The sequence below is a fragment of the Pseudomonas synxantha genome (genome assembly GCF_900105675.1).
GTDB lineage: Bacteria > Pseudomonadota > Gammaproteobacteria > Pseudomonadales > Pseudomonadaceae > Aquipseudomonas > Aquipseudomonas synxantha.
This window is the reverse complement of record NZ_LT629786.1, coordinates 1,941,544-1,956,110: the sequence shown is the minus strand read 5'-3', so window position 1 is coordinate 1,956,110 and position 14,567 is coordinate 1,941,544. Positions and strand designations below refer to the sequence as shown.

Annotated in this window: 13 protein-coding genes and 1 pseudogene; 9 read left to right on the top strand and 5 right to left on the bottom strand. The window is 56.2% G+C overall.

Annotation, left to right across the window (positions count from 1 at the left end):
- Positions 1-73 precede the first annotated feature (73 nt).
- From BLU48_RS09340 to BLU48_RS09325, 5 genes and pseudogenes are all read left to right on the top strand, one after another.
- On the top strand, positions 74-661 hold the full coding sequence (locus tag BLU48_RS09340) for a TetR/AcrR family transcriptional regulator (protein WP_046068320.1): 588 nt from the start codon (positions 74-76) through the stop codon (positions 659-661).
- 236 nt (positions 662-897) lie between these two features.
- Positions 898-1,338, top strand: a complete 441-nt coding sequence (locus BLU48_RS09335; protein WP_057024056.1) for a bleomycin resistance protein — start codon at positions 898-900, stop codon at positions 1,336-1,338.
- Positions 1,339-1,757: 419 nt separating this feature from the next.
- Positions 1,758-2,909 (top strand): annotated as a pseudogene (locus tag BLU48_RS32625) (MCP four helix bundle domain-containing protein); the annotation flags it as partial.
- Positions 2,901-3,764, top strand: coding sequence for a methyl-accepting chemotaxis protein (locus BLU48_RS32620; protein ID WP_414896209.1), 864 nt, complete (start codon positions 2,901-2,903; stop codon positions 3,762-3,764). The pseudogene BLU48_RS32625 and the gene BLU48_RS32620, both read left to right, overlap by 9 nt.
- Before the next feature lie 302 nt (positions 3,765-4,066).
- Complete coding sequence (locus BLU48_RS09325) at positions 4,067-4,819, top strand: methyltransferase domain-containing protein (protein WP_057024058.1); 753 nt, start codon at positions 4,067-4,069, stop codon at positions 4,817-4,819.
- Between the two features lie 110 nt (positions 4,820-4,929).
- Here BLU48_RS09325 and BLU48_RS09320 read toward each other — a convergent pair whose 3' ends face one another.
- The 3 genes from BLU48_RS09320 to BLU48_RS09310 form a co-directional block, all read right to left on the bottom strand.
- On the bottom strand, positions 4,930-5,622 hold the full coding sequence (locus tag BLU48_RS09320; RefSeq protein ID WP_231989027.1) for a PA1136 family autoinducer-binding transcriptional regulator: 693 nt from the start codon (positions 5,620-5,622) through the stop codon (positions 4,930-4,932).
- A gap of 23 nt (positions 5,623-5,645) precedes the next feature.
- Positions 5,646-6,524: a glyoxalase III HchA gene (gene hchA, locus BLU48_RS09315; protein WP_057024060.1), complete on the bottom strand. Its 879-nt coding sequence runs from the start codon at positions 6,522-6,524 to the stop codon at positions 5,646-5,648.
- A 233-nt stretch (positions 6,525-6,757) separates the two neighbouring features.
- The gene (locus BLU48_RS09310) at positions 6,758-7,972 is read right to left on the bottom strand and encodes an aldose 1-epimerase family protein (protein ID WP_057024061.1); all 1,215 of its coding nucleotides are present in this window, start codon (positions 7,970-7,972) and stop codon (positions 6,758-6,760) included.
- A gap of 465 nt (positions 7,973-8,437) precedes the next feature.
- Here BLU48_RS09310 and BLU48_RS09305 point away from each other — a divergent pair, with 465 nt between their 5' ends.
- Positions 8,438-9,799, top strand: coding sequence for a basic amino acid/polyamine antiporter (locus BLU48_RS09305; RefSeq protein ID WP_231989057.1), 1,362 nt, complete (start codon positions 8,438-8,440; stop codon positions 9,797-9,799).
- Positions 9,800-9,876: 77 nt separating this feature from the next.
- Positions 9,877-10,419 (top strand): Hsp20/alpha crystallin family protein, encoded by a 543-nt coding sequence (locus BLU48_RS09300; protein WP_057024063.1) that lies wholly within the window; start codon positions 9,877-9,879, stop codon positions 10,417-10,419.
- Between the two features lie 62 nt (positions 10,420-10,481).
- Here BLU48_RS09300 and BLU48_RS09295 read toward each other — a convergent pair whose 3' ends face one another.
- Positions 10,482-11,378 carry a universal stress protein gene (locus tag BLU48_RS09295; protein WP_057024064.1) on the bottom strand — a complete coding sequence of 299 codons (897 nt, stop codon included), beginning with the start codon at positions 11,376-11,378 and terminating at the stop codon, positions 10,482-10,484.
- A gap of 316 nt (positions 11,379-11,694) precedes the next feature.
- Here BLU48_RS09295 and fnr point away from each other — a divergent pair, with 316 nt between their 5' ends.
- Both fnr and BLU48_RS09285 read left to right on the top strand, forming a co-directional pair.
- Complete coding sequence (gene fnr, locus BLU48_RS09290) at positions 11,695-12,441, top strand: fumarate/nitrate reduction transcriptional regulator Fnr (RefSeq protein ID WP_057024065.1); 747 nt, start codon at positions 11,695-11,697, stop codon at positions 12,439-12,441.
- Positions 12,442-12,746: 305 nt separating this feature from the next.
- The gene (locus BLU48_RS09285) at positions 12,747-13,310 is read left to right on the top strand and encodes a GNAT family N-acetyltransferase (protein ID WP_057024066.1); all 564 of its coding nucleotides are present in this window, start codon (positions 12,747-12,749) and stop codon (positions 13,308-13,310) included.
- Between the two features lie 208 nt (positions 13,311-13,518).
- Here BLU48_RS09285 and BLU48_RS09280 read toward each other — a convergent pair whose 3' ends face one another.
- Entirely contained in the window at positions 13,519-14,433 is a 915-nt protein-coding gene (locus tag BLU48_RS09280) for a universal stress protein (protein WP_057024067.1), read from the bottom strand.
- Positions 14,434-14,567: the final 134 nt, after the last annotated feature.

The following is a 14,567-nucleotide window of genomic DNA, read 5'->3' as shown; positions in this document are numbered from 1 at the left end:
AAAATGTATGCGATTAATGTATTAACATACGCACTGCATGTCAATGCATTCATGATCTAGTAAGGAGAGCCTGATGGCGCGACAAAAACGTGCAGATATGATTGCGTCAACGCGCAGCAAATTGATCGCGGCAGGCCGCAAAGCCTTTGCAGAGAAGGGCTACGCCGAAACTGCCATGGAGGATCTGACCGCGGATGCCGAATTGACACGCGGCGCGCTCTATCACCACTTCGGTGGCAAGAAAGGCCTGCTGGAAGCCGTGATTGCTCAGATAGACGAAGAATCCTCGGCGCGCCTACGTGCAGTCGTGGAAACAGCAGATACGCCGTGGGAGGGTTTCGTTGAGGAGTGCGTCGAGTGGATCAAGCTTGCACTCGAACCGGAAATTCAACGTATCGTGCTGCTGGATGGTCCTGCGGTTCTTGGCGATCCGGCGCGGGCTGCCAGCCAAAGCGCGTGCCTGGCCAGCACCATGCACAGCATTCAGGTGTTGATCGATCAGAACGTCATCAAGCCCGTGGATGCACAGGCGACTGCTTACCTCGTCAACGGCGCTGCCTTGAATGCGTCTCTGTGGATCGCGAGTGCGGCTGATCCACACCTGGCATCGACGCAAGCAATCGCCAGCTTTCGTATTTTGCTATCGGGGCTGCTTCGATAGGGGAGTAAGCTTGCTCTCCCTGGAGCCTGACAACCGACCGCTATCTAACTGATACTCTACGATCCAAATGTGGGAGGGGGCTTGCCAGCGAAGACGTCAGCCCAGCAAACATTGATGTTGACTGACCCACCGCTATCGGGAGCAAGCCCCCTCCCACATTTGAATCGCGGCGAATTTGTTGGATACTGACACCTGTCCGCCTGCAGAAATGGGCCTTGTGAAATGGAAGTCATCTCATGTTCGAACGTAACAAACTGGTTCCGGAGTTAATGGTCACCAACCTGCAGAGCAGCTTGGCTTTTTGGGTCTCTTGCCTGGGGTTCAAAGTAGCTTATCAACGCCCGGAAGATGGGTTTGCATACCTTGATTTGAATGGCGCTCAAGTCATGCTTGAGCAGATTGATTCGCACGCGGGTCAATGGCTGACGGCGCCGTTGAGCAGGCCGTTTGGAAGAGGCATGAACCTACAGATTGATATTGAAGCTGTCGCCCCCGTCATCCAAAGACTTGATCAGGCTGGTGTTTCACTCTATCGAGAATGCAAAGACACCTGGTATCGGGCTGAAAATGTAGAAGTAGGTCAGCGAGAATTCATCGTCCAGGATGCCGACGGTTATCTCGTAAGGTTGGTAGAGCGGTTGGGCGAGCGTCCGCTCTCGGTCGAAAATGGTCGTTAGTAAGCGGCAGCTATCGGCCAAAAGCAGACATTAACGTCGGATATAATTGGCGGCAGATAAGCTGGCAAAATCGACCAATTAGACGTGCATGTCGATCAGTCCGCTAGTCCCTCTCATGCTCGGCCAGCCGGCATGAATGTCCCGCAAGTGGGGCAGTCAACACCATCGCTCGCCATTTGCATAACCCCCTCGTACGTTGGGCAAACCTGCCCCGCCATCTCGCATGGAGATCCGAGAATGAACTCGCCCCCCATAACCGGGAGCCATCTCTCGCAGCATCGCGGCTCGCGATAAAACGGCAACAGCCCCTAGCGCAGCGCATGCTCACAATTAGCGCGCCCTAGCTCACCCCATACAAAATACTTGTACAGAAATAGCGCTACGCATTTTTACAGGCGCAGGATTCTATCGGCCCAAAGATGGCCTTGGCTGTATCGCCGCCAAACAGTAGTCAGCCCGATAGCCAGACCTCTATTTCTCGCGGCTGCCAGAAATTGGAGGTTACTGACCGCTCATCGGGATCGCATGATGTCATGACGACATCGCAGCAAAATAGCTGTACAAGAGTTGTACAAGTATCAACATTTGTACAACTTTTAGCTAGCCAGGAAAGCGCCGCTACTCGTTGCCGTCTAACAAAAGAATACCTGCGCAGGATGCGGACCAAGGGCGAATACATACCCTTGCAGGTGCCCCTGATTGTTCCTCCCATTTCGCAGGTACCTCATGCCATCGCACACTTCCGGGCTCTCTACACGGACCAGTCTCTATGCCGGCTACCTACCTTTCCAAGAGAGTTAAACATGAACGTCAGGAATATGAACCTTGCTCCACGGTCGACCTGCTTCTTCTCACTCATTATCCTGGTGGTATTTGCTCTGGGCATTGTCGCTTTGATGCAAATGGGCAAGCTTAGGGACTCGGAGCAGGTCGTCGAAAATAATTGGATGGCAAGCATCCGTGAAATCGGCAAGATGCAGGTAGCCATCTTTCGTCTGCGCCTTGAAAGCGTCCGCATCGTAACAATCGACGAGCAACAGCGCCAAACCCGCATCGCTGCGTTGAGCGGCTACCGCAGCACGGTGCAGAACACCATTAGCCTTTACGCCCCCCTGATCAGCGGGCCGGCAGAGCGTGAGCTCTACCAGGCAGTGGCCGACGATATTCAGCAGTATTTCAAGCTGCTGGATGAGCTTGAGCCGTTGCTGCGAAGTGGTGATAACGCCGCAGCCATCGTCTTGATCAATACCCGTATCAGTACTATGACCAATGGCCTGCAAGACAAGCTGAACAAGCTCGCAGATTTTAACGATGACGGCGCCAAGCGTGCAGGTCTGGATGCTTCCGCGACTTACAGCAATGGTGTGACACTGGTAATCGGCCTGCTGGTCGCGACCGTCATATTGACCATCGTACTGGCTGCGATGCTGACCCGCAGCATTACGGCGCCGATCAGCGAAGCTTTGGCCGTGGCCGAGCGCATCGCCGGCAGCGACCTGTCCCGGGAGGTAGTGATCAATGGCCGCGATGAAGCCAGCCGCCTGCTCGCCGCCTTGGCGAAGATGCAGAGCAACCTGCGCGAAACCATCGCCCGTATCGCCGATTCCTCCACCCAATTGGCATCCGCCTCTGAAGAGATGAGCGCGGTGACCGAAGAGGCCAGCCGTGGACTAGCGCGACAGAACGATGAGGTCAATCAGGCCGCCACCGCCGTGACCGAAATGAGTGCAGCGGTGGACGAGGTGGCACGCAATGCCGAAGCCGCCGCCCAATCTTCCCGCGAATCAACGGAATTCACCCGCTCGGGGATCGAGAACGTGGCCCAGACCCTAAAGGCCATCGAAGGTCTGGCCAGCAACGTGGCCAGCACTGGTGAACAGGTCAAGGCCTTGTCCGGCAGAGCACAGGACATCAGTAAGGTGGTCGAAGTGATTCGCGCGGTTGCCGATCAGACCAATCTGCTAGCGCTAAATGCGGCTATTGAAGCTGCCCGTGCGGGCGAGCAAGGCCGCGGTTTTGCGGTCGTTGCCGATGAAGTGCGTGCTCTGGCCCATCGCACCCAGCAGTCCACCCAGGAAATCGAACAGATGATCAACGCGATCCAGGACGACTCGACCCAGGCGGTGAGAGCCATGAGCGTCAGCGCCCAGATAGCCAGCAGCTCAATCGCGGTGGCCCAGAATGCAGATCTGTCGCTCAAACAGATCGCCCAGGCCATAGCCCAGATCAACGAGCGCAACCTGCTGATCGCCACCGCCTCAGAAGAGCAGGCTCAGGTTGCCCGCGAGGCTGATCAGAACCTGACCACTATCCGTGAACTGTCAATCCAGAGCTCAGCAGGCGCCAGTCAGACCGCCAGCGCCTGCAGCGAGATGGCCAACCTAGCTATTGAGCTCAATCACTTAGTGGCGCGCTTCAAGGTCTGACACGCGTCGTTGCCTTAGCCTGTGCACACTTTAGTGTCTTCTGCGATGGCGTTCCTGTCGCAACACCTTGCGCAAGGTGAATCGCCCTCAGTTTTCCAGACACATCCAAGGTCTGCAATTGGCCGATTTCTGCGCTGGTGACGGGCAGCAATCGGCCAGAAGCGGACATCCCAGTCCACATACCGCCAGCGTCACACTTCATGCATTGGAGACTCGCCACTGACTGGGTGAAACCTTCTACACTGCCAAAAAGCACGGCAATAAGAGCTTACGCTTACTTATAAACTCATTGAGGCTTAGTAATGTCGACCAACCTACCCGACTTCACCACACGTTTGCTGATCGACGCAGGAATCGCAAAAGGGATGCGAATTCTGGACGTTGGCTGCGGCTCGGGGGATGTTTCATTTCTGTTGTGTAATTTGGTGGAGAATGACGCAGAGATCGTCGGAATCGATCGTGACGCCGCAGCCATCGCCAGTGCACGCCAGCGCAATGCATCACGAAACCACCCTTCGCTGAAGTTTTTGCAGTGTGATGTTTCAGAACTGCAGGACTCTCTCGGCACTTTTGACGCAATCGTTGGGCGGCGTGTCCTGATGTATCAGAAGGATGCGGTGGCAACGATTCGTGCGCTGTCGAGGTACTTGCGCCCCACTGGCATCGTGGTCTTTCAAGAGCACGATACGACGATGGTGCCCACAAGCCTGGATCCCTTCCCTTTGCATAAAACGGCGCAATCCTGGATACAGGAAATGATTGCTCGCGAAGGGGCCGATCTACACATCGGTTTTAATCTGCACGGCATTTTTACACAGGCAGGCTTGACTGTTGAAAGCGTGCGGGCTGAATGCCTGATACAAACACCTGATACACCCTACAACCTTGGCGCCATCGTTCGAGCGTGCTTACCGCGGATCACTGCATTAGGGGTGGCCAGTGCAGAAGACGTCGACATTGAAACGCTGCAGGAGCGCTTGGATCAGGAGCGTTCAGCCTCTTCAGGCATCTACATCGGCGATGTGATGTTCGGAAGCTGGGCACGCAAAGTTTGACTCTTTCAAATGTCGATGCTGCCCCAACGCTTTTGCCAATCTCCGCTCCAGGACAAGCGTCGTGGGCCGTCACCGTGTATTAACTAACGTGTTTTCAAAAAACCTCTTGTTCAACCCTCAATCTCCCCCTTGCGAATCGCAATCCTGACGGCCTGCGCTGTCGTCGCCACCCCAAGGCGCCGGCGCGCCGAGCGCAAGTGATTCTCCACGGTGCGCTCCGATAAACCGAGGGTTGCCGCGATATCGGCCTGGCGCCGGCCGGCAGCCGTCCAAGCCAGCACTTCCCGCTCACGCAGGGAAAGCTTGCCTACCCATTCAGCCACCGGCGGCTCAAGCAGCCTGCGTGCGCAGAAAAAAGCCGCCGTGGCGACCATGCTCAACCCCAGGCGTACTCGCGCCGAGCCGTCCACCCGCTCGCCGCCCAGGCTCATGGCACCTTCAAGCCCTTGCGGACCGAACACCGGCACCTGCAGTCCTTGCACGCCAGGGCCGCTTGGTGCACGAACCACGTGGTAGCGCTCCCCGCCTTTGTCCTGCACCTTGATCCAGAAGAAGGCTTCGCGATTATCCAGCACATGGCGCGTGATCGGGCAGCGACGCACATAGGTCTGGGCATCCACATCCTGGCCACTACCGAACCAATCGCCCTCCACCCAATAGATGCGCTCCACCACTTCTTCACTCGCTGACGAGGCGGAAAACAGCACAAACCGATCATAGCCGTAGGCCTCGGCGAAACCACGCACCGCCTGCTGGATGGCCTCCAGCGTCTGCGCCGCCTCGATAGCGAAAACGGCACGCATCGCCCTCTCCGCAGTGGCCTCAGTCACCCCGCCGCGACCGCTTTGAGCAATGCCTGCGCGGCCAGCTTACCGAGATTGTTGCCTGCCAACGGGCTGTCGCCGGTCAACAACTTGCGATCCTGCAGCGTCGCCCCGGTAATGTCCTGATTGACGATCTCAACCCCCAGCGCTTGCAGTTGCTCGCCGAATTTCCAGGTCAGATGGCCCGGCATATAACCGATATCAGGCGTCGTGGCATCGAGCGCATCGGGAAAGGCGCAGATCCTGTAACCGCTGAACAGATAGGAATCCCTGGACTCGCCCACACCCGCTGCGAGCAGCGCGGCCGGGCCATGACACAGCGAAATCACGAACTTGTCCTTCGCGACCATCCACTCCAGTACCGCCTTCACCTCGGCACTCTGCGGCAAGCCGATCAACGCTCCATGCCCACCGGGGATAAACACGCCGATATAGTCCGAGTCCTCACCCAGCGCATTCTCGATCACCTCGGCCAGCTTGAGCGGGCGCTTGAACTGCTCGCGGTATTTGGCATAAAAGCCCTGCACTTCCACATCTTCGGAAGGCATGGCCCAAAACTCGAACTTCACCGGGTTGCCCGACAGCGTCGCGATATCGAACGTGAAGCCGGCTTTATCCAGGTGATACATGGGCAGCAGGGTTTCCACCGGGTGGTTGCCGGTGGAGAACATCGTGCCGTTGTCGGTGAGCAGGTAACGCTCATCGGCGCCGATCACCAGGACCTTCCAACGCCCGCCCTTGTAGGGGTCGGGGTAGTCGGCGCCACTGAGGTCGGATTTGGGTGAGGTGAACTGGCTGAGGGAATAGGGAGAGGGGAAAAATGCGTTGTTTTCTGCAGGATCCGGGGTGGGTTGCTTGTCGTCATGTTGTTGGGTCGTCATGAGCTTTCCCTCTGAACTGGCTGGGTGTCGAGGCTCATGCTAGTGGGGTGATGGAGGTGCTGCAATGAGGGATTTCCCGCAATGCGGGCCAGAGCCCTGCGTGGGTTTAGCGCATCCATACCGATCAACCGCTCAAGGTCGAGCACGCTGGCTGACCTTGAACAAGCCGAAGGGATCAGACGCGAACAAGTGGCCCAGGAGCTGCAATATCGTCCGCACCGATCCCGCCTGTGTTACCCCTTGGTCAAATCAACCAACGGCGTCTGCCGCACCTCAGTCTCCCGCCCAGCCTGAATCTCGCTCACCTGCTTCAAGGCCTTGTCTACCGCCGCCTTATCCGCCAACAAGCTGTAGCTGATGCGGAACTGCTTGTGTTCCTTCGGCCCAATGGTAGGCACCAGGTTCAGTGGCCGCTGATAACGACGGTTGTAGGAAAAACTCGTGCCCGGCTCCAGCCCCGTCACATAGCCCTGCCCTTGGGTATCGGTGTTTTTCCACAGGGAAAATACCGGCAGTGTCTGCGTATTGAAGCCTACCGAAACGCCCAGGCTGCCGGCCTTGTTATGCAACACGGTCAACGTATCGCCCTTGGCGTCGGCATACGGCACCACGTTGTAAACCGTTTCATCGTAGTCCTTGGTGGGTGCGCGGTAGGTTTGCCAGTCGGCCAGTTCGCCCTTGGCCTTGTCGTTGAACGGCGACACCTGTTTCACCGGCGCAGCGAAACGAGCGCCCTGCTCCAGGAACGGCGTGCTGAAATTACTGTGATACAGCGCCTGGTATTCTTTCGGATAGTCGCCGTTGTTGGTCAGGGTGTCGTTGAGGGCGAACACCACGCTGCCAGCCTCGGTGACCAGTTCGGTCGCGACGGAGAAGTCGACCTTCTTGAAGGCCTGCTCCTTCAGCTCGCCACGCAGGGTGATGGCGTACGGTGGTTTTTCATCGATGTGCAGGGTGACTTTGTTCGCCGGAATGTTGGCGGCCCGACCGTGCAGGGTCAGCAGTTCGCCATTGTCGATGCCGGGGTGGCCGACCCATTCGTATCCGCAGCGGGTGACCAGCTCATTGAAACCTTCCAACCAGCCCAGGCCGCCACGGCCATTGAGTTCAATGAAGGACGGATTGACCACTTCCTTGACCGGCGAATCCCAACCCATGCGCACATCGCCGACCGAGGCCTGCAACACGTTCATCCCGCGTGTCGGCACCACCGAGAGTTTCATCGTGCCGTTATCGATATCGACGATGCTGACGCCCTCCTGCCGACCGCCGTGCAAGGTGCGCAGGGAGACGCTGAAGGGTTTGTCGGTTTGTATGCCGAGTTGCTGGCTGGTGACCTGCCAGTTCTGGGCGGCTTTATCGGTGTCGAGCAGAACGTAATCCCAGGCCATGGCGTGGGAGGTGACGGAGAGTGTGCTGAGGGCGATGAGGAGTTTGAGTGGGGTCATGACGGCAGCCTTTCTTGGAGTTGTGTCAGTTTTATAAACTCGATGAAACGTTTCAGCAAGCTTAAAAAGCGACATATCTCGGGAAAGTGCTAATGAGACTTGGGATACCTCGGCTGGTTGAGTTGATGCCATAGCAGGCATGCTGGACCGAACAAACGTGTTGGACGGCGTGTACGCCTCAGTCGATCCGTGCCGGTTCAAACGCGCGCTTATTTTGACGATTCTGACTTAAATCAAACACACGCAACCGGTTCCCGCAGAAATTGACAGCCATGGTTCTCGCCACCGTATTCGCGGTAAAGCGCACGACCTCTCGTCTTGTGGAGATATCCCATGGCTACCGAGCTGCACGTCCCGCAACCGATTCCTCCCGTCGCGTCACGCCCCACCTTTGCCGATAGTGCGCGAAAGATCGAACCCAAGCGGTTGTCATTAAGCCTGTTGATTGCATTGGTAGTGGGTTCAATGATCGGCAGCGGTATTTTCAGTCTGCCGCAAAATATGGCGGCCAGTGCCGGTGCCGGGGCAATTCTGATTGGCTGGCTGATCACAGGCGTTGGCATGTTGTGCCTCGCGCTGGTTTACCAGATGTTATCCAACCGTCAACCGTCCCTGGATAACGGCGTGTTTGCCTACGCCCGGGAATTGGGCGGTGAGTTTCTTGGGTTCAATTCCGCCTGGGGCTATTGGATCAGTGCCTGGATTGGCAACGTCAGCTATCTGGTGATTCTGTTCGCCGCGCTGAGTTACTTTTTTCCGCTGTTCGGTGAGGGCAACAACAAGGCCGCTATTGTGGGGGCATCCGTGGTGCTGTGGGGCTTGCACTGGATGATCCTCAGGGGCATGCGTACCGCGGCGCGGGCCAATGCGTTGACGACCGTGGCGAAGATCGTACCATTGTTGCTGTTCATCGGCCTGGTGATCGCAGCGTTCCAGCGTGAGACCTTCAGCCTGGATTTCTGGGGCGCTCCCGCGCTGGGCAGCACGCTGGATCAGGTCAAAAGCACCATGCTGGTGACGGTGTGGGTGTTTATCGGTATCGAAGGTGCCAACGTGTTCTCTGCCCGTGCGGCGAAACGCAGCAACGTCGGTCGCGCCACAGTGATTGGCTTCGTGATCACACTGTTGCTGCTGATTGCCGTGTCATTGCTGTCGCTGGGCATTCTCAAACAACCGGAACTGGCAGCCTTGAAAAACCCGTCGATGGCCGGCGTGCTTCAAGCGGCAACCGGTCCATGGGGCGCAGTGTTGATCAGCATTGGCCTGATTATTTCAGTGGGCGGCGCCCTCCTCGCCTGGACCCTTTTGGCTGCCGAGTCTGTGTTTACACCGGCGAAGGAACAGGTTATGCCGGGTGCATTGGCCGTGGAGAACGCCCAGGGCGTGCCGGCCAATGCCCTGTGGGTCACCAACGGTTGCATTCAACTGTTCTTGTTGTTGACGCTGTATTCGAGCGCCAGTTACCTCGCCCTGATATCCCTGGCCACCTCCATGATCCTGTTGCCGTACCTGTTCAGCGGGCTGTACGCGTTGAAGCTGACCTGGAAAGGCCAGACGTACGCAGGTCATCGTCGCCTGCAGTTGCGTGACCTGGCCATCGCCGCTGTTGCCACCCTTTATTGTCTGTGGCTGTTATACGCCGCCGGGCCCAAATACATGCTGCTCAGCGCGTTGCTCTATGCCCCTGGCACATTGATTTACCTGATGACGCTGCGTACGCGCCAAGGCTGGCATTTCAGCGGCCCTGAAACAGGGTTATTGGTAATTATCTGGGGGGCGGCAGCAGTCGCCGGCTGGATGCTGTGGTCAGGGACACTGACGTTATAGCCACCCTGTTTTTTCCGGGGAGGGTTGATATCCAGCGTTTCTCAGCCCTCCCCCTACTCAAGAGGAGTGTCCAAAAAATGAGCAGTACAGTGAAAAAGATGCCCGTACCTACAGACGATAAAGCCACCCACCCATCTCTCGCCACCGAGCCTTGGCGCCCAATGGAGAAGTTGCGCCAGCAGGTCGACCACCTGTTTGAAGAGTTCAATCGCGGCTCGGCGCTTTTCCCTTTCGGGCGTGGTCTGTTTGATACGGAGCCAGTTTGGCGCCGCGAGCTGATTGGGCACAACCTGCCCGCGGTGGACATCAGCGAGAAGGAGAAAAGCTATGAAATTACAGCTGAGTTGCCCGGTATGGATCAAAAAAACATCCAAATCACGTTGTCCAACGGCAGCTTGATCATCAAAGGAGAAAAGAAAGAGGACAAGGAAGTAAAGCGCAAGAGCTACCACCTGAGCGAAAGGCATTACGGTACGTTCGAGCGAGTGTTTAGCCTGCCCAAAAGCGTCGATGCAGAGAAAATTGACGCGAGCTTCAGTAAAGGCGTGCTACGCATCTCACTGCCAAAGAAGCCCGACGCCATGAAAGCAGATAAGGTCGTAGCCATCAAAGACGAATAACGCTTTACCGAGATGCCCCTTACCATCTCTTGGCAAGGGGTCTTTTTTGCCCATGCTCGGGCTCACGGTTGCACAATCAACAGACTGCACGGCGGATGATTGAATACACGCTCGGCTGTGCTGCCGATGAACAGGTCGCCGCCACGAACATGAGTGGCGCCTAGCACTAAGATATCGAATTCATCCTGCCGGGCGAATTGCTCTATGACCGCGTGGGGGATACCCGTCAGCAGGTGCCGGCGGTTTTCGTCAATGCCGTAGCGTGAAGCAAGCAACTCGAACGCCTCCTCCTGCGCGTCATTGACCGCGTCTCTAAGGCTGCCCTTCAGACTCAGCGTGGGCACACTCCTGGACGTATCGTGCACTACCGACCAGTTGCTGATACTCAGCAGGCTCAACCTGGCACCGCAGGAGGCCGCCAGTGTCGACGCCAGGTCAAGCACTTGCTCATTGACGCCCTGAGTTAGCTCCTCAAGATGGGACAAGTCGATGGCAACGAGTACTTTCAGAGGCTTTGGGTGCCTGGCTTCAGTCACCAGATGTAAGTGCGCCTGACAATCGCGTAGTAACCGCCAGTCCAGTGGCTGGTGAAAGGCCCGCTCAAGTGCAGGCACGTGGTGAGTATCCTTGATCACAAGATCTGCGTGAAAGTCATTCACATAATCGAGTACATGGCCTGGATTTGCTTTAGCCCAGACTACCTCACAGGTCACCTGGGTTCCCGCAAGGCGCGCCTGCTGTTCCAGCCAATGCCGATGCGTTTGCAAATAACCCTCTCGAGCACGAGTCATCGCGTCATGGTCGAACAAGCCTGCTACAGCCAATGCCTCGACGTAATCGAACGCGACTATGTGCAACAACGCTCCGGTGGCGCAGGCCAGTGCCTGCGCGCGGTCGAATGCTGGAGTACGGGTCATTTCGGTCGGTACGATCAATAAAATACGTTTCAGTTTCTGCATCACCGCGATCTCCTGACAACAGCGTTGTGTCTGACTGCAAACCCGACATCCCTGTTCGGACTTCATGCGCAGCTGTGACTGCAGTATCGGATTCGGCCCAGGGCAGACTCTGATCTTTATCAAGTAAATAATGGGCAGCCAGCACTCGTTGCCAGTTCAGATGCACCAGTCAACTTGGGGAACATGGAGCGGCAGGACTACTCGTTCGAATAGCTTTCGCCTCCACTCATCACCTTTTAACCTGAAAAGGGTAATTAGAGTGCGCCCCCCCCACACACACCCTATGCTCAGGAGATACCTAGCGGAGCGACGCCCGATGACTGAAACCCGTCCGTTGCAAGTCCAGAGCCTCAAATCAGCCTGTTCAGAGTGCAGTGTTCTGGAGCTTTGTCTGCCAATAGGTCTATCGGGCGATGAAGTGCAACGCTTGGACAAACTTATCGTGCAGCGTTTCAAGGTCAAAAAAGGTGCTGCGTTGTACCGCACAGGCGACCCCTTGCGCTCGCTTTACGCCGTGCGAATTGGTTCATTCAAGACCAGCATGGTGTCGGTCGACGGTCGTGAGCAGGTCACCGGTTTTCAAATACCTGGCGAGATGCTCGGCCTGGACGCTATCAGTGCTGACATACATGCTTGCAGCGCGTTTGCCTTGGAAGACAGCGAAGTGTGTCCCATCCACTTTGCGCAACTGGAAAAACTTTCGCAAAGCCTGCCGTCGCTGCAACACAATCTTAACCGTTTGTTAAGCCGGGAAATCGTGCGTGACCAGACAATGCTGATGTTGATGGGCAACATGAACTCGGATGAGCGCCTAGCGGCCTTCCTGCTCAACCTGTCACAGCGTTTGAACATTCGTGGTTATTCATCCAAGGACTTTGTTCTGAAAATGCGCCGAGAGGAAATCGGTTCCTACTTGGGGCTGCGCTTGGAAACCATCTGCCGCGGTATCGCACACCTGCGGGACCTGAACCTGGTGGTTATTGCCGGTCGGAACGTCAAGATTCAGGACATGGCGGGCCTTAAACAACTGGTAGCAGGCTGCAATCGACCGGCCATGCTTTAACTCCCGAAAATGTGGAACCCCGTTGCATGCGCCAGGGTGCTGCAAATCCCGTCAGCATATTGAATGCACAAACGCGTCCTACTCCGGCTTCGAGCCCAAGGCAGCCAGCGCAGGGTAAGTTTATGCGATCAGATGCATTTCACTGGATGCCATCACGATGGCGGTTTGACTGGATCCCTCATGATCGAACGCCGGCCTCACGGGTTTCTGATTTAGATCAGAATCAAGCAGCCCCATCGAAGTAGAAAGGAATGGCCCGCGCGGTATTCACGGCGCGCCGATTTGAACTGGATGGAGGACTTCTCATGCAAACTGTCAAAGAACACAATGAACGCGCCGTCGATGTCTACGCCAAAGTGGCCGGCCACCATTGGATCGAATCACTTAAGGACGGCCGCCACGTGCTAATACGACCGCTCACAGATGAAGACCGTGATCGTGAGTATGCGTTTATCAAACGCCTGTCTCCCGAGTCCCGCCATATGCGATTTCTTGCCCAAATCACAGAGCCGAGCAAAGCACTGCTGGATCAGTTGATGGACACTGATAACGCCCAGCGCATGGCCTACATCGCACTGGTTCACGACAACGGCACGCTTACCGAAATCGGTATCAGTCGGTATGCCGACATCGGAGAACATGTATGTGAATGCGCAGTCACTGTTGCTGATGAGTGGAAGCATCTGGGTTTGGGCACGCATCTGATGACCCATTTGATCAAGGCAGCGCGTCGGAACGCTTTCACCCAGATGTACTCGATTGATGCGGCAAGCAATACGCCGATGCGTGACCTGGCAAGAACCTTGGGATTCGACACCTCCAGCGACCCCGACAATTCATCTCAGGTTATTCATCGTCTCTATCTGTAAAAAAATGCCCCGGGATGCTTAGGTCAACGCTACATCGCGGGGCTCCCCTAGCCGATCGAAATCCCCTGTAGGCGCGCGGCATTGTTCTGCGCCGCATTCAGCCGTGCATCAGCTCTTTGGCATGTTGATGGCCGCAACTGACAATAGCTGCCAGCAACAGTGCCCGCAGCATCTCTTCGCCTGTCAGATCTTCCAGCTGGGCCGCATATCAGTCGCACGACGGTTTTATCGCCCATACACTGCAAGGAGCCCTATGCAAAAGCTGCTCGGCGGTTGTACCTAAGAGTTTATCCAAACCATTGTGCTGCACCGTCCCCATGACAATCACGTCAGTACCGTATTTAGTAGCAAACTCACAAATGCCTTGAACAGGCGCACCTTCGATAAAGTGACGGTTCTGCGGTGACACATGATGGCGCTCGGCTAACGCAGCAAATGCCTCACGTTCTGCGCTGCCCAATGCCTCATAAAGACCCGTGGCCAGCGGTAACGCACCAACGCCCAGGTCCGTCGCATACACCGCCATCCAGTCATAGACATGTACCAACTCCAATGTGGCATCACATTGCTCGGCCAGCTTCACGGCTGCGCCGATGATCTGATCGTTGAATACCTTATCTTGTTCTTCGCTGCGCAGGACATCGACAATAGCCATGATATGGCGGGGTAAAGCATGCAGGTCATTGATTACCAGATGCACCGGCACAGGACAATCACGCAGTAACTGCCAGTCCAGCGGGGTATAAAATATCCGTTTTAGAGCGAACTCTTCGTGAGCATCCTTGATGATCAGTGCCAGTGGCAGCTCACTGACGAAACGCAAAATTTCTTCATAGGGATGCTGTACCCACACCACTTCACTGGAGGCCACAACTCCATCTTTGCGCATCCGTTCGGTCTGTTCCTCGAGCCACTGTCGATGAGTGTGCAGATACCCTTCCCGCGCTATCCCTATCTGTTCGGGGGCAAATAAGCCTGCCACCGCCAGCGCTTGCAGATAATCGAACGCGACGATGTGCAACGGCAGCTGCATCGCCTTAGCCAGAGCCGTGGCACGGTCAAAGGCCGGGGTGCGGATCATGGCTGGAGGGGCAATTAATAATAAACGCTGAGTCTGTGACATGGGGCACCTCGGCACAGGGCCATCTGGATAGATACCTCTCAAGGTTGAGCGTCACAGGCTTGCGCTGTTTGATATATGTCAGGTATGCCGGTCGTAATGATGAACATCACCCCATATAAACTTGATATTGATCA